The following is a 26,971-nucleotide window of genomic DNA, read 5'->3' as shown; positions in this document are numbered from 1 at the left end:
TGTGGCCGTCAGGGACCTTGGCCGATCACCGGCCCGGGCCGGTTACAGGTCGGTGGGATCGATCGGTCGCGGGTCGGTCGGCGCGGCGCTGCCGCGGCGGGCGCGGATCACCAGCGACCGTTCGCGCATGCCGCTGCCCTGGCTCGTGTGGTGCAGCCGCCGGATCGCGAGCTGGTCGGGCGCTCCGGGATAGGAGGTCGCCAGGGCGGCCGGATCGTCGGCGCGCATCATGCCGTGGTAGCGCATGAGCACCGCACCGAGCAGCAACTTGCCCGCCAGGACGCCGCTGAGCGACGACTGGACCGGACGCACCGCGACAGCGAACGGGACCGTGACCGGTGGCGGCGGCGGGGTGCCGGTGCCGGCGGCCTGCACGGCGGCGATCAGCTTCTCGACGGCGTCGGCGAACTCGGGGAACCGGGCCCAGCGGCGCAGCGCGGCGATGTCGTCGCTGCTCATCGCGCCCGTCCAGGTGATGCTCGTGTACTGCGTGCCGGGTGCGTTGCGCGCGAGCGCCACCTTGTTCTGGAGCTCGTCCGGGATCTGCTCCGGCCCGGTGGGGATCTCGACCCGGGTGACGGCGTCCGGCGCCGCGCCGGTGGCCTGAGTGATGATCTGCGCGATCGCGCCGGTGAACGCGCTGTCGCCGGGGAGGTTGCGCAGGCCGGCGGCGGCCGCGTCCGAGGGGCCCTGCCAGACCAGGGACAGGGACGGCGCGGGCAGGAAGTCGATCACCGCTTGGAGCCGGTCGGGGAGGTTCGCGGCGGGGGCGCTCACCGGTTCGGTGGCGTACCAGCTCTCGAACAGCTCCCGGATCTTCGCCGCGTCCGCCTCCTGCATCAGCCTGACCAGGACGTCGCGGTCGTTCTTGGTCATCACCCCGGCGAACAGGAGGCGTCCCTGCGCGTCGATGGAGACCCGGTTGCGGGTGTCGAGCGGCAGGTTGGCGGTGTCGTAGCCGCTGCTCAGCTGCTCCTCGCTCACCTGGACCAGGTCGACGGCCAGCGGGAAGTCGCCGAGCGCGCCGGTCGGGGGCGCCAAGGTCGTCTGTGCCACCAGGAAGCGCTTGCCGAGCTGGCGGTGGGTGAACTTCTGCGCGACCGGGTCGTAGAAGCACTCGGCCTGCACTTCGATGTTGCCGCTGAACAGCTCGACGATCTGGTAGACGACCTCGGGGTCGGGCAGCGCGCTGAGCTTGCGCGCGCTCGCCGTACCGGACGCCGTACCGGACACCGCGTCCGGCGCCTCGGCGGGCCAGCGCTGCCGGGCCTCGTCGGGCAGGCTGTCCCAGAACCGGCGCAGCGGGATCGTGATCGTGCGGACGCGCGTGTCCTGCTGGAACCGGCCGTCCGAGCGGAGCAGCGGCGGGAACGGCGGCAACCGGTGCCACACGATGTCGGAGCCGCTCACGGTGGCGCTCGGCAGCGGCGAGCGGTAAGTGAAGTCGCGCTGGGTGACGCCGTTGACCGGCGACACCGTCCCGTCGGTCTGGGCGATCACCAGCAGGCGGTGCTCGTAGTAGAACGGCAGCGCCCGCCACTGCAGGGCGAGGACGCCCTGGGAGAAGTCGCCGACGCGCTCGGGCAGGTCGAGGCCGCGCAGCTCGTCCGGGTCGGCCGAGCCGTCCAGGACGAGATGGTCGGGCGCGCTCGGCAGGGCGTCCGGGATCGGCGGGTAGGCGTCCTCGACCAGCCGGACGGGCAGCTCGTGCTGATGGTCCTTGGCGAAGCCGCGCACCCACGCGTACCAGTCGGAGTAGCCGAAGCGCCGCAGCAGGCTGAACGCGACCTGCCGGAACGCGAGCTGCCGGACGAGAGTCTGGTTGCGCTCGGCCAGCGCCTGCTCGTGGTGCCGGGCGATGATCACCTCCCAGATCGCGCCGGGCGCGGGCGGACGCGCCGGGGTGGCGGCCTCGTCCAGCCGCCGCGAACCGAGGACGAGCGGGGCGTCGACGGCCTGCGTGCGGTCGAGCACCACGTCCAGGCCGCCCGCGGCCGGATCCACCTTGACGGCCGGGATGTCGACCTCGGTGGCCGCGCGGCCGGGGAACAGCGTGGGGGAGCGGCGCAGGCTCTGCCACAGCAGGTCGTACCGGCCGTAGGGCTGGAGGTAGTAGCGCAGCGTGTGCGCCCAGCGGTCCTCGATCAGCTGCGTGTAGGTCAGCCGGCCGTCGGCGTCGGGCGTGGCCGGCGCGGGGGATCCGGCGCGCGGGTAGGCCGTGGCGGTCCAGGGGCCGGCGCCGGTGGTGCCCAGCCCGTCGTCACCCACCGCGACCGCGCCGCCGGCGTCGAAGAACCGCGTCGTCCAGGCGAGGACGTCGGGCAGCGCCTTGGCGATCCCGGCCTCGTCGGTGGAGAGGGTGACCTTGCCGGTGTCGGGCACCTTGGGGTCGTTGCTGTTCAGCGTCTCCAGGTAGTACTTGAGCCGCAGCCACTGGACGCGTTCGGGGGCGGTGTCGTCGGGCGTAGCGAACACCGCGGCCAGCGCGTCGGTCGCGACGGTGAAGTGGTGGGTGCGCTCGTCGGTCGGGCCGAAATCCTCGGTGCGGACCGTCCCGGCCAGGCCGTCCGCGGCCTGTACATCGGCCGGGGCCAGGGCGGCGCGCACCAGCTTGACCTGGTCGGCGCTGAGCATGGTGTGGGCGCTGAGCAGCTTGCGGCTCGCGTCGTAGTCCAGCAGCGGCGCGACCGCCGGATCGAAGGGCGTGGGATCGGCGGTCAGCCGGGCCTGCGGGCGGACCTCGATCGTCACCGGCAGCGTCGCGCCGCGCAGCAGCAGCGCGGACTCGCCGTTGAGCGGCAGTCGGACCGTCCGGGCGACCGGGGCGGGTTGGGGCTGGAGCTCCACCTGCCCGGCGCCGCTGTCGGGACGGTTGACCAGGCTGCACGGCGCGGACAGGGCGAACCGCACTTCGACATCGGCGTTGGAGCGTCCGGTGATGGTGACGGCGCGGTAGCGCAGCCGCTGCCGCACGGCCGGACGCAGGCTGATCTGCACCAGCGCGAGCAGGTCGTCGCCTGCGGCCGGACGCTCGCCGAGCTGGATGCTGCGCCCCGGCTGGAACAGCAGCTCGACATGCAGGTGCCGGCGCAGCGCGGCGAAGGCCGCAGCGTCGGGATCGGCAGGCGCCGTGGTGCTCTCCAGGGTGGCGAACAGCCCCTTGAGCAGTTCCAGCAGTTTCGGACCGCGGACGGCGCCGGTGTCGGGGTCGTGGAGGCTGAAGGTGACCGACAGGCCGAGGCGTTGCAGCGCGCCCCAGCCGTAGCGGTCGGCGCCCGGCGGGCAGCTGGCCAGGAAGCCGGCCAGGCCGTTCGGCAGCGTCGGCGGGCTGAGCTGGAGGGCGGCGGCGTAGCCGTCGGTGATGTGCCCCTGCGGGTCGGTGGTGCTGCCCGGGCGCAGCGCCCGCAGCCGCTCCACCAGGCGCGCCAGCAGCGGATGCATCGGCGTCGTGCGCCGGCCGCCCGGCTGGGTGACGCCCTGCCACTCCGGCCACTCCAGGTAGGAGTCCTGCCAGGAGTACCAGGGACCGCGCTCCTCCTGGACACCCTGGGCGGACGGGTCGGGCGCCCGGCGGCGCTGGACGGCGCCGGGATACCACGCCTCCCACTGGCTGGTGTTCAGCGTGTCGCCGGGCACCAGCGGCAGGTCGTCGCCCGGGACCATCTGGACCTCCTGCCGCAGCCGCAGCTCGGCGGCGAGCCGGGCGGCGCCGGCGAAGGTGTCGGTGGTGGCGGCGTCGATGTTCAGCTCGTGCAGCCGGTACCCGGCGTTCAGCTCCAGCGGGTAGGCGGCGTCGCCGCTCGGTCCCTGGTTCCAGCGGAACCGGATCGCCCGGATGCCCAGCGGATGCGGCCGGAACCCGACGCCGGCGCCGATGTCGCCGGTGAACACGAACGGCGGCGGACCGCCCGCCGCCGTGGCGGGCAGCGGCATCGGCGCATGCGCCAACCCCGGCTCGGCCCGCTCGTCCTCGGGCTGCACCACCGCGAAACCGGTCGGACGCGGCAGCCACTCCAGCTCGGCCGGACGGCGCTCCTCGCGCGGGTTGCCCGTGTGCTCGATGTGGTCGCTCGGTGCGGGCGTGGTGGGCGGAGTGGCGACCGCCTCGGCGGCGAGCAGGAGCTGCACCGGCGCCAGCGCGGACGGCACGTCCCGATCGGAGATCGTCTGGAAGAACACCCGCCACGCCTCGGGACGCCACGAGCCGTCGGGCAGCACGCCCGCGTCCCGCAGCGCCGCGACCGGGACCACCGCCGCGCGCGCACCGGGCGGCCCGAAGACATGGTCGAGGTCGATCTTGATGTCGGTCGGCAGCGGCCGGGCGTTCGAGGTCGGCAGGCCGTTGGTGCGGCCGCGCTGGGTGGTGCTGTCCAAGCCGTACGAGCCGATCGGCACGGTGCTCTCGCGCCGGAAGACGAGCCGGTAGGTGCGGATCGGCACCGGCGGGCCGTCCTGGCGGGCCGCCTCGCTCCACTCGACGTAGACCTGGCGCGGCTCCAGCACCTGCGGCGTGCCCGTGCCGCCGGCGGGGACGAGGTCGGACGGGGCGATGCTGTAGCTGACGGTCAGATCGCCGTCCACCGGCACCGCCGGAGGCGTGGTCGGGTAGCGCGTGGCGATCAGGGTCAGCGGCCGTCCGGCGTTGCCGGCGAAGTCGACCGGGGTGATGGTGTAGACGTAGCCGCGGCCCTCGCGCGGCAGCGCGGCGCGGTCGGCGGCGGTGTCGGGGAAGTGGTCGACGACCTGGAAGCGCGGCTGGAGCAGCGACAGCGTGTCGGTCGGCGTGACCCCGCCGGCCGCGGCGACGTCGGTGGTGTGGCGGTGCAGCACCTTGACCGGCTTGACCGTGGTGATGCGTTCGCCCTCGTCGCCGTCCAGCGCGCGACGGCGCACCAGGTAGTGGGCCAGGTGGTGGTCGGGGTCGTTCTGGGTCCGGCTCACACCCGGCGACGCCTGGCGCTGCCAGCTCAGCTCCCATGAAAGGGCGATGGTGCTGGCGTCGCTGTACTGCCGTACCTGCTGGAACTCGGGCGGGAACAGGTTGAACCGGGCTTGGGCGACGTTGAAGGTCCGCACGTCCTGGCTGGTCGTGCCGGGGCCGGTGGCGTCGGGCCGCTCGCGCTGGCTGATGGACGGCTGGGCGTCCAGGCCGGTGCCGACCTTGTCGAGCCAGGCGGGACGCTGGTCGCCGGTGGTCCGCGCCGCGAACACCAGGCCCATCTGGAAGGCCAGCGATCCGGCGATCAGCGTGGCGCGCTTGGCCGGGTCGGGCTCGGCCTGGAAGGCGCGCAGGTCGGCGATGATGTCGTGGATGATGACGCCGCGCAGCTGGTGGGCCTGCTGGTCGGCCTGGACGGCGCCGACCGTGCCGGGGTCCTCGCCGTCCTGGGCGGTGCCGTCGGCGGCGTAGATCGTCGTGTTCGGGTTGAACGCCGCCTCCAACAGCTGCTCGTACAGCTCCTGCGGGTCGCGCTTGAGGAACGGCGAGCCGCCGAACTGCTCGTAGGCTCCGCGGACGGCCGCCTCGAACGAGCTGTCGGACGGGTTCTGCACGCGGGGGTCGGTGACCGGCGGACGGTAACCGGGCAGCGGTCCGGGATCGCCGACCGGGTGCGCGACCGCGGTGTCGCCGGCGCCGGTGTAGGTCTGCTTGAAGGCGTTGCCGAGGTGCTGGGCCAGGCTAAGGCCGTCCTGCAAGGGGGCGGGGTCGCTCGCCTGGCCGGTCGTCGGGTTCACCACGCGCCGCTCGGCCGAGCCGCCGGTGTAGAGCCGCGCGGCCCAGTTCACCGCCCAGGTGATCGGGTCGCCGGCGGTGACCGCGCCGGTCACGTCGACGAACCGCGGCGTGGGCAGCGGCTCGAAGTGCCGCAGCGTGTAGCTCTCGCCTGCCGCCGGTTTCGGTATGCGCAGGGAGAAGTCCTTGCCGACCGTGGTGCCATCGGCGGGCGGCGGCGGCAGGAAACCGAGCTCGGGCTCGGCCACCGGGAAGCCATCCTCGTCGAGGATGAGCCGTCCCTGCGCGTCCCGGTGCAGCCGTTCGGCCTGCGGCAGCAGCACGAAGTAGATCTGGTGGTCGGCGTCCCAGCTCGGCGCGTCGCGCAGCACGAACACCACATAGCCTGGCACATGGAACACATCGGGAGCCAGGGCCTCCGCGGGCTCGCCGAGCACGGCCGCCAGAGCGCGCGGCGGAAGACCGGCGCAGCGCGCGGACAGCAAACGGGTGAACTCGGGCGCGGCGTCCATCGCGCCGCCGGTGCCCGGCACCGGCTCGACCTCGGTGGCCTCCAGCCCCAGCGACAGGAACTGCTTGGTGCGGTCGAGCGCCGCCTGGACGTTGCCCTCCTCGAACGCGATCTTGACGTTGGCCTGGAGGCTGTGCCCGCAGCAGGACACGCCGACCGTACCGCTGCCGCGCACGCCGGGGATGCTCAGCCCCTTCACGCCGATCTCCAGCCCGGCGCTGAAGGTGATCTCCAGGCTGAAGCCGAACGACAACCGGATCGTGGTGAACACCAGCGGGATCTTGATCCAGAACTCGATCGCGAAGGAGACCTGCACCTCCAGCCCGATCGCGCCGTAGACGGCCGAGTCGTTCAGCGGGTCGCGGAAGTCGACGATGCCGATGTACCGCGCGCCGAACGCGACCCGCGCGGTGGCGGTGATCCGCATGCCGACCAGGCCGAGGTCCACCCCGGCGCTGAGGTCGAGCCGCCCGCGCGCCAGGAAGCCGGTGCCGAGCACCATCTCGGTGGTCGAGACGCGGAAGATGAACCCGCCCTCGACCTCCACGGCCAGCGGGCCGAGCGTGGTGTGCCAGCGCAGCATGTTGGGCCAGCCCAGCTCGTAGTGGAACAGGCCCGGCTCGATCAGCAGCGTCGCCGAGAAGCGGCTGTTGCCGATCGCGTCCCGGACGAAGTCGGGCAGCGGCGGGTGCACGCCCGGCTTGCCGCCCTCGGGCTTGGAGACGTGCGCCAGGAACCGCTTCTGCCGCGGCGACAGCAGCACGAACCCGCTGAGGATCGGGTTCTCGCGCGCGCCGTCCTTGTTCGTGACGTAGTCGGCGTAGTTGGTGTTGAACCAGCCGCGCACCGCCATGAAGAACGTCAGGTCGCTGCGGAACGCGATGATCGCGTCGACGAGGAAGACGCAGGCCAGGTCGGCCTCGGCGAACGCGTCGTAGCGCAGCGGCGAGACCGACGCCGAGGTCTGCGAGATCATCGCGCGCAGCACGATCGTCCAGCGCGGGTCCTCGCCGGCGTCCTCCAGGTCCACCGCCCAGCGGTCGCGCCTGGACAGGTCGCCCTGGGTGCGCGAGAGCCCCTCCAGGGTCTTCAGCAGCTTGCGGACGTCGTTCTCGGCGTCCGCGGCCTTGATGGACGCGATGGTGAACCGGTAGCCGAAGCCCATCCCGATCTCGCGCAGGTAGATCTGGATGACCGGGATCATGAAGCTGACCTGGCGGATCTCCAGGTAGAGGAACCAGGCGCGCAGCCAGGGCGAGCCCGCGCCGCGCCGCACCCGCACGAAGCCGAAGCTCGCCGCGATCGTCGGCAGCCCCTGGATCTGGACGACGCCCTCGCCGATCAGCCCGGTCTGGTCCGGCTCGTCCACGAAGTCGACGACGCCGTTGAGGCGGAAGGCGGCGCCGATGGACAGGTTCACCGGCAGGCGCGAGAAGTGGATGCGCGGGACGAACTCGCCCGGCGCGGGCAGGCCGATGAACAGCTCGTGGTAGTCGGGCCGCGAGTCGGGGGTGTCGCCGGGGCCCTGCGCGAACTTCAGCTGCCCGGTCACCTGCATGGCGCCGTCGCCGTCGAAGAACTCGCACTGCGGGACGAACCCGACCGCGCGCAGCTCCATCTCGAAGCAGCCGAGGAAGCTGAACGTGACCGGCTTGGGCAGCTCGATCAGGAACTTCACATGCTTGGCGATCACCTTGGCGTCGCCGGTGAGCGGGCACTGGACCAGGTCGATGCGGATCTTGCCGAGCAGCGCCAGCGGCCCGTCGGCGTCGTCGCCGGGCGCCGGGACGAACTGCGCGGAGCCGGTGACGGTGAAGTAGAGGTGGAAGGCGCCGTCGTCGACGAACCGCAGGCCCAGGGCGTCCACCGAGAACTGGAAGCGCGTGCCCTTGCAGTCCAGCAGCTTGACGCCGCGCAGGTTCGCCGCGCCCTGCACGAGGGTCAGGTTGCCGCCGTCGCGCTGGGCGAACTGCAGGGCGATGTCGGCGGTCGCGTCGCCCACCAGGTCGGGCGGCAGCGGGCCCGAGCCGGCGAGGGTGAAGTCGGCGATGCGGTTCTCGCGGATGACGAAGCCGCTGTCGGTGAAGCGGAACCGCGTGCGCAGGCCGTTCAGCCGGGCCGGACGGTCGGTGACCGTGGCGGCGAGGTTGACGCCCTTGGGCGTGAGGGCGAAGTCCCGCACGCTGAAGGTGATCGGCTCCTCGCTGGCGCGGGTGAAGTCCAGCTCCAGCACCGCGCCGTCCGGCTGCTGGAGCTGGTAGTGGTAGTCCTTGGTGGCGAGGGTGAAGTAGTGGAAGGTCTTGTCGCCCAGATCCTTGCCCCGGAACCGCCAGCGCAGCCCGAACAGGTCGGGGAACTGGCGCTCGGCCTCCGTCGAGCGCAGCCGGATCCCCTGGTCGTGGTCGACCTTGAGCGCGAACGTGGCCAGGTCGAACGTCAGCCGGCACAGCAGGTCGAAGCCGATGCTGAGGACGCGCAGCCGCACGCCGATGTCGAAGCCCACCTCGCCCTGTGGCAGCGTGATCGGCAGGTTGGTGAGCGGCGTGGTCGTGTAGAGCTGCAGGAACTGCGAGTCGGTGCCCTGGCCCTGCTTGAGGAAGGGCAGCGTGAACCCGCCGCCCGCGTCGAGGTCGACGCTCAGCCGCGCCGTCCAGCCGTCGCCGAGATCGGCTGGGTCGAACACCACGGGCTTGCACAGCGAGGCGGGGTCGTTCAGGTCGAGCGGCGGGATCGGCGTGGTGAGCTGCTGGAAGAAACCGGGCAGCTTCGGCGCGCCGAGCGCGACGTCCAGCAGCACCAGGCTGCGCGGGCCGTCCGCCGGTTCGAGGGAGACGGCGAACAGCGGCTTGTCGGGCGGCTGGGGCGGCTCGTCGTTGTGCAGCTCGCGGTCGCCGTCGCGGCCCCAGGCGAAGGTGCTGCCCGCCGTCACCGGGTCGGTTCCGGGCAGCGTGACCACGAACGCGGCGCGGCCGAGGCCCGCGCCCTGGCGCATCAGCAGCAGCGAGAAGCGGCTGGACGTCGGGACGTTCACGCTGAGCCCGGGAAGCGCGAACGCGGCCCCGCCCGCGGCCGCCTGCCAGTCAAGGCGCGCCTCTTCGAGGCCGTTCGCGCCGATGATCAGGCGCAGCGTGACGTCCTGCTCGCCCGCCGGGCTGCGGTCGCCCAGGTTGGGGACGAACTGGCCGAGCAGCCTGCTGAGCGCGCCCTCCTTCCACTGGAGCACCAGGCACGCCTTGCCGCCCGCCTGGTGGAAGCCGACCGTGGCGCTGTCGATCACCACGCCGGTGCCGCCGATCTGGACCGGGTAGGGCAGTGCGGCGGTGAACGGCGCGTCGGACTGGATGCCGTCCTGGCTGGCGGTGCCGCTGAGCTTCGGCACCTCGAACTCGACGAACGGGCGTCCGGGGTCGGGCTCGTAGTGGGCGTCGCCGCCGCCGGCCGCCTTGCGCATGGGACGCAGCAGCGTCGGGCCGAACCGCAGCGCCACGGGCGCGTCGGTCACGCGCAGCACGGTCTGCGGGACGAAGTCGATCTCCAGGCCGAGGCCCTCGGAGTCGGCGGTGACGCCGACCTCGCGCTTCAACACCACGCTCACCGCGTCGAACCCGGGCAGCGCGAGGATGAGGTCCTGCTCCAGGAGCAGGCGGGTCAGCAGGTTGACCTTGTCGGGCTGGAGGGTCGACTGCGGCGGCTCGATCCAGATGTGGGAGAGGACGGCGGGGTCGGGCGGCTTGGGCAGGAAGGGCGGCCACTTGTCGCCGAGGTAGTCCTTGAGGGTGATGAACATCGTCATGACGAGCACGCTCCCCACTCGTCGCGCGAGTCGACATCGGCGAACATGTCGTACCTCTCCTGCTCCTTCGCGGTGAGCGTCTTCTCCGCCGTGGGCAGGACCACGGGTTTGATGCTCGCGGGCAGGGTGACCCCGCTGCCGGAGGTTCCCCAGGCGGAGTTCCAGACGTTGAGCGCCTTGTCGATATTGACGATCTTCGGCTGGTCGGCGAAGGGGAGCTCGAACGAGTCGCTCCAGAGCTCCACCCGGTACACCTGCACCAGCGAGTCTTCCTCGCCGAGGACGGCCACCGAGTGCTCGATGTCGGTGTAGAGGCTGCGCCTGAAGGCGTTGGCCGACCCGATGATCGCCCAGTGGTCGTCCACGATGGTGGACTTCGTGTGGACGATCACGTTGCGGGAGAACATCGCCACCTGGGCGCGCTGCGCGGTGGTCAGCCCCTTCAGCAGGCCCTGGGTCAACGCGACCAGGCCGTACGGCGGAAAGACCGGATCGTTCGGGTCGGCGACCCCGACGACCAGGATCACCTTGAGGTCGGGCTTGGCCTGGACGGCGTCGTGCAGCCTGCTCATCAGCTCGATCGACCAGAACCCCTGGTCCTCGATGTAGATGTAGCGGTCGGCGGCCTTGATCGCCTTGAACCAGGCGGTGCGGACCTCGAACACGCCGGCCGGCGCGAACGAGATCTTGTCGTTCTCGGGCAGCCGGTTGGTGCTCTTGTAGTTGAACTGCGGCAGCGTGCGCAGCGACTGGACGTGGTGTCCCGCCACCGCCGTGGTCGGCAGGGTGCGCGCGGCCAGTTCCGGGGAGCCGGGGGTGTGGCTGTCGAGATTGGTGAAGCCGACGCGGAAGTTCCGCACCTTCCGGCCTCTTACCTCGTTCCACATGGCGCGGAAGAAGTCGTGCATCGCCTGCACCGCCGGGCCCTCGACCTTCGCCTGCACGTCGTGCCACTGCCGGGCGGGGTGCGGCTGGGAGCCGTGGCGGTCGCCCACGAGGTCGAGCCCGCCCGTGAAGCCGATGGCGCCGCTGCCGCTGCCGAGGACCACCAGCTTGGTATGGGCGGAGCCCGCGGAGTGGGTCAGGATGTTCACCCAGGCCTTCTCAGCGAGCTTGGGTTCGGTGCGCAGGTCCAGGATGGCGGACAGGGTGGCGAGGTTGACGTTGCGGATATTGGCCAGCCCGTGCTCCACCGCTTTGCTCTGGACGAAGTTGTCGAGCATGACGGCGAACGAGGCCCAGCCCAGGATCCGGACGTCGACCCCGGCCCTCGCCTTGTCCTTGAGCAGGGCGATCATGGTGGCGGCCGCCCCGGGCCCGTCGAGCGAGAAGGGCTTCTCCAGCTCCACCGTCGGCAGGTAGGTGCCGGACGAACCGGGCGCGGGGAGGATCTTCCCGCCCACCAGGTGGAGGTCCCAGCCGGCGATGTAGATGAACTGGTCGGCGTTCTCCGTCGGCGTCCCCACACCCAGTTTGGCGAGCTGCGTCTTCAGCTCGTTGAAGTAGGTGGTGCCGTCGATCAGCGGGGTGACCTTGCAGCCTCCGAAGGTGGCCGGGAGCGGCTGCGAAGGAGGAACGGTGTCCTCGGGCTGGACGAAGTACTTCTTCATCAGCGCGTCGGTATCAGCCACCAGAAAGCCCCCGAAGCTCTATACGCGACTCCCCGACACGATTCAGCATTCTGGCAGCGGAGACAGCGGCCGATCATTGGCCGCGAACGCGGTCAAGCTGAGGAATGATGAGAGTGAAGTCAACGGTTAATCAACCTTCACACGAGAGCCTCGCGCCGGGCAATGGTTCGGCCTGATCCGGCCGGGGACCATGCCCTGACGTGCGGTCACGTCGCCGTGACCGTCGAGCCGCTTGCTGCGCGCAGGCCTCGCACCAATGCCCCTTGTCGGCGCGGCGCCCGTTCCGCTGTTCGGTAAATATGACAAGTTAGTACATAAAGGACTTTGATCACGTATTCCTCTTTCGAGGAGTGCGGCCGAGCCTGGAGAGGAGCGCGGGGAGATGGCCATGCCCTCCCCTCACCTGGGGGCGCGCCACCGCCGATGCGGCCAAGGCGCCCGCCGGGCCATGCCGGGCAGCACGGGCACCTCCAGCTCAGCGACGCACGGGGCCGGACCGGCGCCGTGCGGACGGCCGGTACCGCACGGGCCGGAGAAGCGGCCCGACCACATGCCAGTCCCCGGCGAGGCCGGCGTAATGGCGGTGAGGGTGGGCGACCCGCCTTGGGGGTCTGGGGCTGTCACATGGTGATGGCCACTGTGCCTGCGACGTTGCCGCTGGTGCTGCGGGCTTCGAGTGCGTGGCCGGGGACAACGGTCTGAGGGGACCGGGCGGGGCTCGCCTATCTGTTGTCTCCGTTCCCGGTGAGACGTGCCTGGTCGGCGCTGTCGGCCGCGTGGCGGTCCTCGCCCGAGGCGAGGGCGGCTTGCTGGGCGTCGAGTGGGCCCGGCTCCGCCATGCCTATGGTCCGGCCGATGACCTTCCCGGGCTTCTGCGCGCTTTGATGTCCGGCCGGAATCCTCGACCGAGTGCGCGGCCTATCGTTACCTGTCGGAAAGCAAGCGCTCACCCTGTGCCGTCTGGCGTGAAACCCTTTGCCGTGTTATCGCGGGCGGAAATCGCCTTCGGTGAACGGGCGGCGCGGAACAATGAACCCGTCTCATCCCCTGGCGCGGTGCGTGCAGGTCACGGAGTGATCGCGGGTCGATGGTCCGGCCTCGATCAGCTCAACGCCGAACTGCGTTGCCGGGCCTGTCCGCCGCCGGCGCAAAGCGATCGGGGCGCGATGGCGGCTGCTCGACCCTGGCAAGCGGGCACCTCTCGTTCTGGCCCGTCTGCGCGAGGACGAGACGTTCACCGAGGTCAGAGTGAGGGTTCGGTGCGGTAGGCCGGCGGTCGGGCCGCGACGGCCATGAAGGGCCTATTGTCTTCGCAATGTGTTGCCGGTTTCGGCCATTTGTTCTCAGATCGAAGGTAAGGGGCATGGCCGTAATGGGCAGGAATGTTGTGCTGCTCGGCCTTCGGGTGACCATTCGGCCGACCGGTACCGATCAATCATCCGGCCTCCGAAACGCGTCCACCGCGAGGGCGCGGTGCACGCGCCCTCGTCATATCGCGCATAGTGACGGTGGATTAGGGCCGGTCGTGAACCATTAAGGACCGCAAAAGCGAAACCGGCCGCTCCTGCCGCTCTGTTCACCCTTACTCGACGCTTGTTACGTTTCGGTCGGTGGGGTGCTGAGGCGGAGCCTGCAGGGGGTTAACGGCCATGAGCGGCGTTCTTGTCGTGCCTATTCGCCTGGACGCGATCAGTCTGGGGACCGATCTCGACGTCGTCGGACCGTCGGTCGACTTCACCCGGCTGCCCTATCGGGACGCGACCGGCCGGGACCGCAACGGTCACCTTCCCTACGTCAGCGAGACCCTGCTGACCGCCCCCTTCCAGGACCAGGACTTCCGGCTCAAGGCCGGTGTGCATCTGCACTGGGCACTCCCGGACGCCCTCACCAGGCTGGTCCAGAACGCCGACGGCAGCACGCACATCCCGTCCGTCCCGAACCGCTGGCTCGTCACGCGGACCGTCAAGGACACCGTCCAGGACCAGTGGATCATCGAGAGCGACCACCTGTCCGACACTAACGTGAGCGCGGTCAGCTACCCGATCGGCACCGCCGGCAAGCCGTACCGCCACCTCGGCCGCCGGGTCCCGCTCAGGCTGTGGAGCCGCGACACCGGTGCCACCTACCTGCCCGCGCTCACCGCCGTGGGCTACGGCGAGCCGACCTTCGCCGCGCACTACGCCAACTGCCACAGCGTCTTCGGCTGCTACGACCCGACCGTCACCGGGACCCCGCCGAAGGACCTGCGGTACGACATCGTCGGCTGGTACGACGACCTGGCCCAGGACCCGGTGACCGCCCTGGGCGCCGACTGGCGGAACGCCTTGAAGACCGAGTACGCCTGGGCGGTGACGGCGGCGACCGCCCCGACCCGTACGGTCTGCTACGCGCAACTCACCTTCGACACCCCCACCACCACCACCGCCACCGCCGAGTCACCGCCCGCGCCGAAGGTGTGGGTGGGCAACACTCCCACCGAGGCGCTCGCCGGACACCTGGGCGCGGTGCTGCCGAATGTGCAGCCGAGCGAGGCCGAGGCCCTGCTGGAGGCCATCGCCTACGCCGACCGGCTGGAGGCCAAGCCGCTCGACCTCGGCGCGAGCCTCATGGAGGCGCGGCACGCGGCCACGTTCCGCGACGTCCCGTTCGGGACGCTCTGGACGGTCCGCAGGCAGGACGAGACCGCCGGGGTGACCCCGCAGGAGAAGCAGCTCCGCGAGGCCCTGGCGATCCCGGCCGCCGTGAGCGACCTGCTGAGCCGTCTGAACGCCGCTCAGCAGGACCTGGACCGGGCCGGTCACGACCTGCGGGCGCTCCGGCGGCAGCTGTTCGCCGACTGGTACAAGTACCAGCTCTGCGCCTACCCGACCGACGCGACCCGCGACTCCTACCCCGACCAGGACGAGGTCGGCTTCTTCCTGCAGCGCAAGATGCGGTACCTCGACGAGGAGGCGGCCCGAGCGACGACCAAGGCCGAGCGGGTGACGGCGGCCCGCGCCGCGCTCGACACCGCGCTGACGACGCTCAACGCGACCGCCCGACCGGCGCGCTCCGCCTTCGTCGTCCAGCAGGTGCCCGCGCCGCCCTTCCACCTGCCCAACGAGCCGGCCGTCCTGCTCACCGGAACCGCCGCCGTGCCCACCGACCGGCACGGGCAGGACGGCGCCGCCGACCCGGACAACCTCATGGGCTGCGCGGTGACGGCGAACGACGCCCCGGCGATCACCACCTCCGGCCAGGCCGCCGCGCTGCGGACCGACGTGGTCGCCGCCGCGGGCCGGCTCGGCGCGGCCGTCTGGGACCCGGCGGCCTTTCACCCGATCACGCTGGAGTGGGAGGTGGAGTTCTATCCGGCCACCCAGGGCAACAACCTCGATCCGGCCGACCGCCGCTACCACCCGGACTTCGTCACCCGGAACTTCACGCTGCCGCCGCGGGGCGTGGAGCTGAAGCCGAACACCTACGTGCCGGACAAGGCCGCCAACGTGTACGCCGGGAGCACCCTGCTGTCGGCCGGCGCCCGCCCGGTGCTGTCCGCCCGCATCCTCACCTACCTCCAGGCCAACCTGCTGCCGCTGTACCTGGCGGCGGGGCGGCCCGCCGTCACCCCCGCCGCCTTCGCGGCCGACCCGGCGCCCGTGCTGAGCTGGTACGACGCCAACGCCTCCGACGCCAGGCTGACGCTGATGGTGGCGATGTACCGGTACCTGGCCGCGCACGAGGACAGCAATCTGTCGGCGACGCTGAGCGGCTTCAACGACGCGCTGCTGATGCGCAGGCTCACCCGGCAGCTCCCGATCGCCGACCCGCTGGGCTTCCCGCCGTACCAGGCGTTCGCGGCCACCGTCGACGCGGCCGTCGCGGGCGAGAACCGCTTCGCGCCGCATCCGCTCGGCGACTTCAACCCGATCCGCGCGGGGGCGATGCGCCTGCTGCGGCTGCGGATCGTGGACAGCTTCGGCCGGACACGGGACGTGGACCTCAACGGCATGGGCACGACGACCGAGCTGACCGTCCCCGGCCACCCCGGCTGGGTCGCGATGCCGCCCAGGATCGCCCAGCCCGCCCGGCTCACCGTCAACTGGCAGGGCGCGGACGACCTTGGCGGGACCTCGCCGATCTGCGGCTGGCTGGTCCCCGACAACCTCGACCTGAGCCTGGCCGTGTACGCGGCGGACGGCACCGCGCTCGGCAGCCTGCGCGCGCTCGCCGACCCCCGGCGACCCGAGTACGCCCAGTGGAGACCGCCGCCGGGCGGGACGCTCGCGCCGATCGGCAACGCGCACCTCGGCGCGCTCGTGGAGCGGCTGCGCACCGGCGGGCCGACCGCGCTCGGCACGCTGCTGGAGGGCCTGGACGATACGCTCGCCCAGATCGAGCCGGAGGACTACGCGCAGCATCGGGGCAGGTCCGTGCTGATGGGCAACCCGATCGCCGTGGCCCGGCTCGAGCTCACCCTCGAGCTGATGGGCTGGCCCGCCGTCCACCAGGACTGGAACGTGTTCCGGCAGGACATGCGGCGCTCCTCGCGGGAGACCAACGACTTCGAGCTGGTCCGGTTCCCGATCAGGATCGGCGAGCACACCCTGCTCAACGACGGGGTGCTCGGGTTCTGGCTCGAGAACTCGGCGCGCGAACCGGCCGGCGACTTCCACGACGTCAGGGCGGGCCGGGACCCGCTGATCCAGGCGCTCGATCTGCCGTCGCAGTACCTGACCCTGCTGCTCGACCCGCGCGGCCGGGTGCACGCCACCAGCGGAATCCTGCCGACCGTGGATCTGGCGCTGCCCGTCGAGACCTACCGCTCGGCGCTGGGGAGGATGGCGGTCGCCTTCTTCACCGGCCCGCTGCTCGGCGACTCCGACCATGTCGGCGTCCCGCTGCCGAACGAGCCCGGATACGCCTGGTCCTGGCGGGAGCGGACCCGGGCCGGCTGGAGCACGCTGCCCGACCCGCCCGCGCCCGACCAGCGGGTCCTCGCGGAACCGACCCTCCGTGAGGGCTGGCTGGTGCTGACGCCCGATCCCGACGGAGGACGGCAATGATCAGGCTGGAACTCACCGTGCCGGAGACCAACCTCGTGCTGGAGGCGCTCGGCGGCCTGCCGTACGCCCGTGTGTACGAACTCATCAACAAGCTCCACCAGCAGGCCGAGGAGGCCGTCAAGGGGGCCGAGCAGGCCGTCGAGGAGGCCGAGCGGCAGTGAGCTCGAACCTGGTCCTGCACTGGCACCTGGACGCGCTGTCCCCCGACAGCCGGGCCCTGGACAGCTCCGACAACCACCTCCAGGGCACCGTCGTCGGCGATCCGAAGAACCAGCCGGACGAGCGGTTCGGCAGCGTGCTGGCCTTCAACGGGACGGCCGACGCCCTCACCCTCGCCGACACCCCGCTGATCCGGCTCTCGGCCTACACCGTCGAGGTCTGGGTGAAGCCGAAGGCGCCGCTCGGCGGGCTGGTCGGCAAACCGCCCGGCGACCTGCGGCTGGTGCTGAACGCCGACGGCTCGGTGGCGCACCACTTCAGCACCGCCGCGAACGCCGACGAGACCCACGCCACCGGTCCCGGCGCGGTCACCGCCGGGACGTGGCAGCACCTGGCGATCGTCAACGACGGGCGCACCGCCTCGATCTACGTGAACGGGAAGCAGGTCTCGACCGACGCCTACACCGGCGCCCGGACCGTGCAGAACCTGGCGCTCCAGGTGGGCCAGGGGTACGGCGGGAGCCTCGCGCACCTGCGCGTCTACGACGGTGCGCTGGCGGACCTGGAGATCCAGCGGGACATGGCCGACGACGAGGCCGCGCTGGCCGCCTTCGTCCGGTCGCACCCGCTGGACTTCGCGCTCCTGGACGTCGACCAGCAGCCGGTCCTGTTCATCGACGACGCCCCCGGCGGGCAGCCGATGACGCTGCGGCTGACCAACACCTCCCGGCAGGACATCGAGTTCGTCCCCGGCACCGCGCCCCTGCTCGCCCTGCACCTGCGCACCGGCGTGCTGGCCGTCCCGCCGCAACCGGCCGTCCTCACTCCGGGCTGGACGCTCCAGACCACGACCGACCAGGCCACCGGCGACACCGTGCTCGGCCTCACCTCGACCGCGCCGCCGACGATCCCCCGGGGCGGGACCTACGACCTGCGGCTCCAGGGGCTGAGCGCCGACGGGACCGGCGGCACCCGGGGCACCCGGGTCGAGATGGTGTACCAGAACATGCGGTACGCGGGGGAGCAGGACCAGCTCACCGGCAACCGGATCGCGTTCCTGGACGTCGTCAACCGGCGCGGGCGGAAGACGATCCCGCTGGCCGCGTCGTTCGTGGGCGGCAACCGGGTGCTCTGCGACGGGACCACGGCCAACACCCTCCGCATCCGCATCGCCAACCTCTCCCGCGACGCCTCGCTGTCATTGGCCGGGGCCTCCTTCACCCTGTCCTACCCGGCGCAGGCCGCCGGCGAGACCCGCGAGTGGGCCCTGTCGGACGTCGGCCAGGCGGGCAACGCCGTGCTCGGCGGCCTGGTGGCCGACAAGGTCGCGGCCGACTGGACCATCACCCCGCAGAACCTCGGCCAGCGGATGCAGTGGAAGCTCACCCCGCCCGCCGCGGCGGCCTTCGACGCGGACGGCTCGATCGTGGTGACGCTGTCGCAGGTCTTCGCGCTCTCCTCGCTCGGCCAGGTCCAGTTCGTGCTCGGGTACCAGAACGTGCCCGGCTACCAGGACGGCGCGATCACGCTGACGGCCGAGAAGTCGCCGCTGATGTTCGCCGGCCAGAACACCGGGATCGGCACCACCGCCCCGGCGGGCAAGCTCCAGATCGTCAACACCGACCAGGACCCGAACGGCGACACCCTCGTCCTCGGCCCGACCGACCAGTCCCACCTGCGCCTCGGGTACAACAAGGACTACTCCTGGGTCCAGTCGCAGGGCGGCAGGCCCCTGGTGCTCAACGGCACCGCCAACAACGTCACCATCGGCACCACCGCCGCGCAGGCCGCCAGACTCTCGGTCAGCGCGGACAACTCCCACCTCCAGCTCCGCCGGGAGAAGAACGCCGGCGGCGGTTCGCAGATCTTCCTGGAGCTGTTCCAGGACTCCACCGGGAACGGCGTCTACCCCGCCATCAGGTTCCACCACACCGGCGTCTTCTGGCACCGGATCGAGGGCCGGTACGAGGGGCTCATGTTCAAGAACGGCGATCCGACGTCCGACGGCCTGAGCGACATCTACGCGAGCAACGCCAAGGTCAACGGCCTGTCCATCGGCGGGGTCACGATCGGCGCGAGCGAACTCCAGATCCTGAAGAACCTGGCGGCCGGCAGCCTCAGCCTCGGCGGCACCACGGTCGGCGGGTACGAGCTGTCGATCCTGCAGAAGCTGGCGTCCGGGAGCCTTCAGTTCGACCTGCTCAACACGTACCAGAACGAGTACGCGTACGCGGCCGACTACAACCCCTACGACGGCAGCCGACGCTACGTCTTCACCTGGCGGACCAAGGGCGAACGGGTCAACCAGGGCAGCTGGCAGATCGCCTATCCGAGGTGAGGCACCATGCCGAAAATGCCGAAGCAGCCACGGGTCAGGGTGACCCCCACGGCCGCGAACGTCTACCCGGGCGGCCGGGAGACACGGTCGCAGACCGCCCCCCAGCGGGCGGCGGTGCTCGCCGCCCAGCAGGCCCAGGTCGCGGCCGCCGCACAGGCGCTGGCTCAGCAGCGCGCCACCGCCCTGGCCAACCGGCCGGCCGCCCAGCCGGGGAACCGGGGGGACGGCTCCCTGCACATCGCCTTCATGCGGGTCGGCCAGGGCGACAGCGCCATCATGTCCACGCCGCAGGGCCGGGTGCTGATGTTCGACTGCGGGTCCGACGCCGGGGAAGAAGACCCCGCCGACAAGGAGACCAAGGCGGTCTTCATCGCCCGGCTCCAGGCGATCATCAACGGCCCCAAGTTCCTGGCCGGCAGCAACACGATCGACGCCCTGATCACGACGCATCCCGACACCGACCACTACAACCTGCTGAGCCGGGTCCTCGGCCGGCAGTACACGATCAACAACTGGTACTTCAGCGCGCTGCGCACGAGCTACGCGCAGGGCGGCGCCAGCGGCTACCTCGTGGGCCGGCTGGCGGACTCCAACACCGGTGGCAAGAAGGTCGTGCTCAACCACGATCCGGCCAACGGCGCGCCCGGCGAAGTCTCGATCAACTCCAAGGCCGTCGTCGCCGCGGGCGGCGGAGTCACCGAGGACCGGCTCGACGGGAACGGCGGCATCCTCATCGTGGACGAGCCGAACTGCAAGATCTCGATCCTGGCCGCCGACGTGCTCCACCAGTACCAGAACGACGGCAGCAACCCCAACAACCGGGGCAGCGTCGTCACGCTGATCGAGGTCGGTCCGCCCGGAGGGCCGATCAAGAAGGTGCTGATGTGCGGCGACGCGACCACCAACACCGAGACCTTCCTGATGAACACGGTGAAGGCGCGGATCGCCGGCCTGGACGTGCTCCAGGCCGGCCACCACGCCAGCATCGTCACCTCCTCGCAGCAGGCGTTCGTGGACCTGGTCGACCCCCGGCTCGTCATCGCCAGCGCGGGCAAGAAGATCCCCCTGCACAGCCTGCCGAGCGGTGAGGTGATCGTCCGCTACCGCAAGCGGCTGGCCACCTCCCTGCGGACCCAGATCGCCCAGCACGAGACCTTCTACTACGAGGCCACCGGCTGGGGGAACCGCACCCACGGCAGCAGCTTCGACACCTACCAGGTCTTCACCACCGGTTCCCGCGACACCTTCGAAGTGGACCTATGACTCCCGACCAGATCAAGAGCGCCGTGACGCGGACCGGCGCCCGGGTGGACGTCCCGCTCAGCGCGCTGACCGGCGTCAGCGCCCTGTTCGCGAGCTTCTTCCCCGCCGGCCGCTTCACCCTCGACGCCGTCACCGACCGCACCGAGACGACCGGCGGCGTGACCGTCGCCGGCACCGGCGCGTCCGGTCCTTTCACCGGCATGCAGGTGACCGCCGTCTTCACCGGCACCGCCGACGGCGTGACGGTCGTGGTGACCGCCACCGCCGACTCGTCGTGGACCTTCACACGGGCATTCCCGCCGCTGGCCCACACCGTCTTCGACACGCTGCACTTCCAGGCGCCCACGCTGACCCTGGACTCCACCGCCCAGCAGATGGCCTTCACCGGAACGCTCATCATCTCCACGGCGATGGCCCCGCTCGACCTGCTGATGCCGAACACCACGCACACGATCACCGGCGTCGTCACCATGGTCAGCGGCCCGCCGGAGCTGGGGTTCACCACCACCCCGGTCCCCGACATCCTGCTGTACGGCCCGGAGAACCGCAGCGTGGACGTCGGGCTGTTCACGCTCTCCAGCCTGCGGTACGAGATCACGTCCGACCCGTTCTTCAACTACGACCGGATCGACTGGATGGTGCTCTGCTCGGTCGTGGTGACGGCGGCCATCCCGATCGCCGTGTCCGGACAGCAGCGGCAGGTGCTGGTCTCCGCGTTCCTGGCCGGCTGGGGCGACCGGCTCCTGTTCAGCGGCGACTTCTCGGCCCTGGGCGACCTGGCCTTCGCCGAGATCGTCGCCTTCACCCGGCAGCAGGGCCTGCCGATCCCGTTCGACGTGACCGTGACCAACCCGGTGAAGCTGACCGAGGTCCAGCTCATGGTCAGCCCGGCCCGGCTCTCGGTGGACTACGTGTCCGTCAAGCTGGAGACCCGGGAGTCCTGGACGATCGTCCAGGACCTGTTCACGCTCGACGCCGTCGACCTGTACTTCCGGATCGACCGGCCGCTCTCGTCGCCTTCGCTCACCGGCATCCTGGGCGGCCTGTTCGGCATCGGGAACACCGGCACGCTGGAGGTGAGCGCGGACTTCGGAGCCCGCACGCTCTCCGCCGCGCTGCGCCAGGACGACGGGCCGCTCAGCATCCGGGAGGTCTACGGCGACTTCACCGGGGCCGACCCGGCCACGGTGCCCGACCTGTCGGTGCAGAAGTTCGACCTGGGCCTGACCCTGCCGTCCAGCACCGGCGGCGTCGCCTACCACGCGTTCCTCGAACTGGCCGGCACATGGCAGCTGACCACCGGGCTGGCGCTCACCGACGTGATGTTCGCGGTCGACCACGGCACCGACACCCGGTTCCAGGCCCTGGCGATCTTCACCATCGCGGGCGTGGACCTGAAGATCGCCGCCCAGTACGACCCGGCACCCGACAAGCAGTGGATGTTCAGCGGCGAGACCGGCCCCGGCCAGAAGATCCCCATCGGTGCGCTGTTCCAGGACCTGGCGGACCACACCGGCCAGATCACCCTGCCCGCTCCCATCGCCCAACTCGTCCTGCTGAACCTCGGCATGTCGGTCACCACCGGCAGCCGCCGGCTGTTCCTCACCGGCACGGCGATGTTCCCCATCGACACCGCCAAGGTCGCCCTCACCCTCGCCATCGACACGGCGGCGCGGTCGCTCGCGGCCTCGCTGGCCGTCACCGTACCGACCCCGACCGGCCCGTTCACACCCACCTTCGCCCTCGTCTTCGCCGCCCAGGCCACCGACAGGATCTTCATCGCCAGCTACACGCACGGCCCGGACGACCCCATCCCCACGATCAAGGACCTGGTCGCGGCGATCTCGCCGAGCGCCGCCGCGGCCGTCCCGGACGGCATCCGGATCGACCTGCGCGACGCGTTCCTGGCCGTGGACGGGTCGGCCGTCGTGTTCGGCGTGGACCTGACCGCGACGATCGACCTGTCCAAGCTGCCGGTCCTCGGCGACCGGCTGAAGGGCGGCACGTGGGGCTTCGACCCGCTGCGGCTCGGGGCCGCCTCGGCGAACCTGACCGCGGCCCAGGTCAAGGCCGTCGACGGGCTGCTGCCCGCGTCCATCACCAAGCTGCCCGCCGACCAGGACCTGGCCGCCGGGTTCCTCATCGAGGGCGTGCTCAAGCTGGGCGCGCTGGAGCGACCGTTGCGTCTGCCGGTCAAGGAGGGGCCGCAGCCGCCCGCGCCCACCTCGTCCAAGGACGTCCAGACGGCCGACAACGCGCTCTGGTACAAGGTCCAGCGGTCGTTCGGCCCCATCCGGATCGCCCGGATCGGCATCGCCTACCAGCACGAACCCGGACAGAGCGCGCAGCTCGCGTTCCTGCTGGACGCCTCGCTGTCGGTGGCCGGGCTGACCCTGTCGGCGTCCGGCCTGTCGGCCGGGCTGGCGCTGTCGGACCCGGCGGCGGGCCCGACGTTCGACCTGTCCGGACTGGGGCTGTCGTACGTCGCGGGACCGGTCTCGATCAGCGGGGCGTTCCTCAAGAGCGACGTGAGGTTCCAGGGCGCCACGTATCGCTGCTACAGCGGCCTCGCGACCATCGTCACGCCGACCCTGACGATCGGCGCGATGGGCTCGTACATGCAGCTCCCGCAGGGGCCGTCGCTGTTCGGCTACGCCTTCCTGAACTACCCCGCGGGCATCGGGCCGGCGTTCCTGCGGCTCACCGGGGTGGCGGCGGGCTTCGGCTACAACCGGCGGCTGATCGTGCCGCCCGTCTCGGAGCTGGCCGACTTCCCACCGGTCATCGACGCCATCTCCGGTCCGCCGCCGGGGACCGACCTGCCGGGCCAGCTCGCCCGGTTGAACACCGCGCTGCCGCCCTCACCGGGCGACATCTTCCTGATGTTCGGGCTCCGGGCCGTCCTTCTCGAGATGATCGACGCGTTCGCGCTGCTGGTGCTGGCTTTCGGGAACCGGTTCGAGCTGCACCTGATGGGCATGGCGACCGTGGTGCTGCCGGCCACCGACGCGGCCCAGCCCGGCGCGACGCCCATCGCCGAAGTACAGATCGCCATGCTCGGCTCATTCGTCCCCGACGACGGCTTGCTCTCGGTGTCCGCGCAGCTCACCGAGAACTCCTTCCTGCTGTCGCGGGACTGCCACCTCGTCGGCGGGTTCGCGGCCACGACCTGGTTCGCCGGACCGCACGCGGGCGACTTCGTGGTCACCGTCGGCGGCTACCACCCGCACTTCACCGTCCCCGCCCACTACCCGAACGCGCCCAGGCTCGGCTTCCACTGGCAGGTCACCGAGCAGCTCCAGTTGAGGGGCGGGGCGTACTTCGCGCTCACGCCGTCGTGCCTGATGGCGGGCGGCGACCTGTCGGCGACCTGGCAGGACGGCTCGCTGCGCGCCTGGTTCGACGCCTCGGCCGACTTCCTCATCGGCTGGCAGCCGTTCCACTACGAGGTGTCCCTGCACATCTCGCTCGGCGCCTCCTACACCTTCACCCTCTTCGGCACCCACACCATCGGCTTCGAGGTCGGCGCGGACCTGCACATCTGGGGGCCCGACTTCTCCGGCACGGCGTCGATCCACCTGTTCGTCATCTCGTTCTCGATCGCGTTCGGGGCCGCCGCGAACCCCAGACCGAAACCGGTCGACTGGGCCCGCTTCCAGTCCACCCTGCTGCCGCCCGCCGACAAGATCACCACGATCACCGCCGAGAGCGGCACCCTGGCCGCCGGCACCGGCTCCGACCTGGGCGTCCTCGACCCGCACAACCTCGTCCTGGTCACCGACTCCAGCATCCCGTCCAGCACGGGTTCCCGGGGGCCGCAGAGCGGGGGCACCGACCTGCCCGCGCTCGGAAAGGCCTTCGGGATCGGTCCGATGGACGTCGCGACCACCACCACGTCGCACCGCATCGAGATCACCCAGGGCGGCCGCCGGGTGGACGACCTGTTCGCCTACGAGACGGTCGGCAAGTCGCTGCCGTACGCGCTCTGGGGCGGGGACCTGGCGCCATCGACGAGTTCACCGCAGCTCATCGACGGCCTGCTCACCGGGTACCGGATCCGGCCGAAGCCGCCCGTCGAGCCCGCAGGCCCGCCGATGCTGCCCGACTCCGCGCTGAAGACCACGACCCCGCTGTTCACCGAGCGGGCCGCCATCGCCTTCACCGCGCCCCAGGAGTTCGCCCAGTCCGCCGAGGCCGACGCCGCGCGCGCGGCCGCGATCACCAGGGGACTCGGCGACGCCACGACCGCCTCGACACGGTCCGCCATCGTCGACGCCGTGCTCAAGGGCGCCACGGTCGACCTGGCGGGCTTCACCACCGACCAGTTCCTCGAGACGCCCCAGGTGGTCGCGCATGGCTGACATCTCGTTCGTCGACCAGTCCGTGCCGGTCCTGACGACCGGTGTCTACAGCGTCACGGCCACCCAGACGGTCGCGCTGAACGGCGCCTCGTTCGCCGCCACCCGGACCTTCACGGTCAGCGGCGACCGGTTCACCCTGCCGGAGGGAAGGATCGCGGCGGTGTTCCCGCCGGACGGGTCGCTCGGCGACCACCACAACGTGCTGCCGCACGTGATGCTCGACCGGCCGACGCTGCCGTGGGAGCGGTCGGCCGGCGTACCGGGCCCGTGGCTGGTGCTGCTGCTGTTCACCGACGCCGAGCGGCCCGTGCCCCAGATCGTCCGGCTGGGCGACCTCGCCTCGGGACCGGCGTACTGCCCGGCGCCGGCGCTTGAGGCCCACCAAGCCCCCGACGACCAGGTCACCGTGATCGACGTGCCGCGAGCGCTGCTGGAGCAGTTGCTGCCGTCGGTCGCCGACCTGCCGTTCCTGGCGCACCTGCGGCGCAGCCCGGGGACGGCGGACTCGGCCGTCGTGCTCGGCGACCGTCTGCCGCCGTCCGGCGGGGCCTCGACCGCGCACCTGGTCTCCGTCGAGGGCCGGTACGGGCCGAACGGGTTCGACCTGGGGCCCGGCGGACCGGTCCGGCTGGTGAGCCTGGCGTCCTGGCGGTTCTCCTGCCTGTCCGGGAACCAGACCTTCGCCACCCTGATCAGGGACCTGGCCCGGCACGGGTCGCCTTACCGGCTGCCCGACAGCGGGAACGCCGCGGCGGACACCTTCCTGCGTGCCGGGTACGTGCCGGTGCGGCACCGGCTTCGGGACGGGTCGTCGGCGGTGTCGTGGTACCGGGGGCCGCTGGCCACCGGACCGGTCGCCCTGCCGCCCGCCGACCCGACGCTCTCCTCCGACCACCTGCTGGTCTTCCACTCGGAGGTCGGCATGTTCGACGCCTCCTACGCCACCGCCTGGGAGTTGGGCCGGCTGCTCGGGTTGCGGAGCACCGGCTTCGCCACCGCGCTGTACGAGTGGAAGCGGCGGCGGGCGCAGGCCACGCTCCGGGCGACGCTGGAACCGGCCTCGGGGTATCCGCTGGCGGTGCCGTCCATCGACGACACGCTGCCGGACACGGTGACCACCTTTCTCAAGGACCTCTGGACCCTCGACGGGGTGCCGCTCGGCTACCTGGTCCCGGATGCGCGCCTGCTGCCGGTGGAGAGCATCCGCTTCTTCTCGCTCGACCTCCGCTGGGTGGGCCGCCTCGTCGACGGCGCGTTCAGCATCGGCAGACTGACCTCGGCGGACGCCAAGCTCGACGCGGCCCGCACACTTGCTCCGCCGCACCCGGCGGTGACGGGCGCGCTGATCCGCTCCGACGTGGTCTCGGGCTATCCCGGGCTGCTGGTCGACGGGTTCGACGCCGGCGGTACCCAGCTGCCCGCCGTCCTCACCCGGCGGCTCACTCCCGACCTTCTGCTCTGCCTGTTCGCCGGAACGCTGGGCCGCCTCGACGTCCACCAGAGCCCCGAGACACTGCACTTCGCCGTCGAACTCCCCACCGACGGCCAGTTCACCAAGACGCTGCGCGACGCCGCCGGGGCCTCAGGGCCCCAGCTCTCCCCGATGCCTCTGACGGCCAACGGCCGCCTCCCCATAGCCTCTCTCGCCGCCGCCATGTCCACCGCTCTGTCGATGCCGCCCTTCGCCGCCGGCCAGTTCGCCCGCCAGATGATCGAGACCGGCGAACGCATCAGCTTCCTCACCTGACCGCGCCCCTGGGCGGACGTCCGCCCACGGCGACGGTGACCCGCGCGCCGGCGCCACGAATGCCTCCCGGCTGAGATCCAGGTCAGGGTGGCGCGCCCGGCAGTGCTCGAACCAGCGATCATTGGCCACGAAATCTACAACGTAAAGGGGCTTGGGGGCGCGAGGCGCTAATAGTGGGAGATCGCAAAAGATTCGATCTTCTTTGAGGTGCGCTGAGCTGCGCTGAAGGACTGTGTCTGACCTGCGGTGATGCAGGAAGGCCGTGTTTTCGGGCATGATCGGTCGTGTTCGCACCGAAGAGGTCACTGGTTCGAACCCAGTATCGCCCACCCCAAGTTCCCGCAGGTCAGAGCACGCTCTGTCGTTGGCTTTCCGGCGCCGTTGCCTTC

The 26,971-nt window shown here is 71.2% G+C and carries 8 protein-coding genes; 6 read left to right on the top strand and 2 right to left on the bottom strand.

Translation table 11 applies throughout. From position 1 onward, the window contains the following. Positions 1-42: 42 nt before the first annotated feature. Both ABT299_RS06610 and ABT299_RS06605 read right to left on the bottom strand, forming a co-directional pair. The gene (locus ABT299_RS06610) at positions 43-10,038 is read right to left on the bottom strand and encodes a hypothetical protein (RefSeq protein WP_500250031.1); all 9,996 of its coding nucleotides are present in this window, start codon (positions 10,036-10,038) and stop codon (positions 43-45) included. Next, positions 10,035-11,669 carry a phospholipase D family protein gene (locus ABT299_RS06605; RefSeq protein ID WP_500250030.1) on the bottom strand — a complete coding sequence of 545 codons (1,635 nt, stop codon included), beginning with the start codon at positions 11,667-11,669 and terminating at the stop codon, positions 10,035-10,037. The genes ABT299_RS06610 and ABT299_RS06605 overlap by 4 nt, the downstream gene beginning before the upstream one ends. Positions 11,670-13,318: 1,649 nt before the next feature. Here ABT299_RS06605 and ABT299_RS06600 point away from each other — a divergent pair. Genes ABT299_RS06600 through ABT299_RS06575 form a run of 6 tightly spaced genes read left to right on the top strand, consistent with a single transcriptional unit; the run spans position 13,319 to position 26,582 of the window. Next, complete coding sequence (locus ABT299_RS06600) at positions 13,319-16,714, top strand: hypothetical protein (RefSeq protein WP_500250029.1); 3,396 nt, start codon at positions 13,319-13,321, stop codon at positions 16,712-16,714. Next, on the top strand, positions 16,711-16,875 hold the full coding sequence (locus ABT299_RS06595) for a hypothetical protein (RefSeq protein ID WP_387028325.1): 165 nt from the start codon (positions 16,711-16,713) through the stop codon (positions 16,873-16,875). The genes ABT299_RS06600 and ABT299_RS06595 overlap by 4 nt, the downstream gene beginning before the upstream one ends. Continuing rightward, complete coding sequence (locus tag ABT299_RS06590; protein ID WP_500250028.1) at positions 16,872-19,211, top strand: LamG domain-containing protein; 2,340 nt, start codon at positions 16,872-16,874, stop codon at positions 19,209-19,211. Before ABT299_RS06595 ends, ABT299_RS06590 begins: the two co-directional genes overlap by 4 nt. A gap of 15 nt (positions 19,212-19,226) precedes the next feature. Further along, positions 19,227-20,474, top strand: a complete 1,248-nt coding sequence (locus ABT299_RS06585; RefSeq protein ID WP_500250027.1) for a ComEC/Rec2 family competence protein — start codon at positions 19,227-19,229, stop codon at positions 20,472-20,474. Then, positions 20,471-24,835, top strand: coding sequence for a DUF6603 domain-containing protein (locus ABT299_RS06580; protein WP_500250026.1), 4,365 nt, complete (start codon positions 20,471-20,473; stop codon positions 24,833-24,835). The genes ABT299_RS06585 and ABT299_RS06580 overlap by 4 nt, the downstream gene beginning before the upstream one ends. Next, positions 24,828-26,582, top strand: coding sequence for a hypothetical protein (locus tag ABT299_RS06575; protein ID WP_500250025.1), 1,755 nt, complete (start codon positions 24,828-24,830; stop codon positions 26,580-26,582). Before ABT299_RS06580 ends, ABT299_RS06575 begins: the two co-directional genes overlap by 8 nt. Positions 26,583-26,971 lie beyond the last annotated feature (389 nt).

The organism is Spirillospora sp. NPDC000708 (assembly GCF_040299565.1).
GTDB lineage: Bacteria > Actinomycetota > Actinomycetes > Streptosporangiales > Streptosporangiaceae > Spirillospora.
The sequence above is the reverse complement of the archived record's forward strand: the minus strand, read 5'-3'. Positions and strand labels throughout refer to the sequence as shown.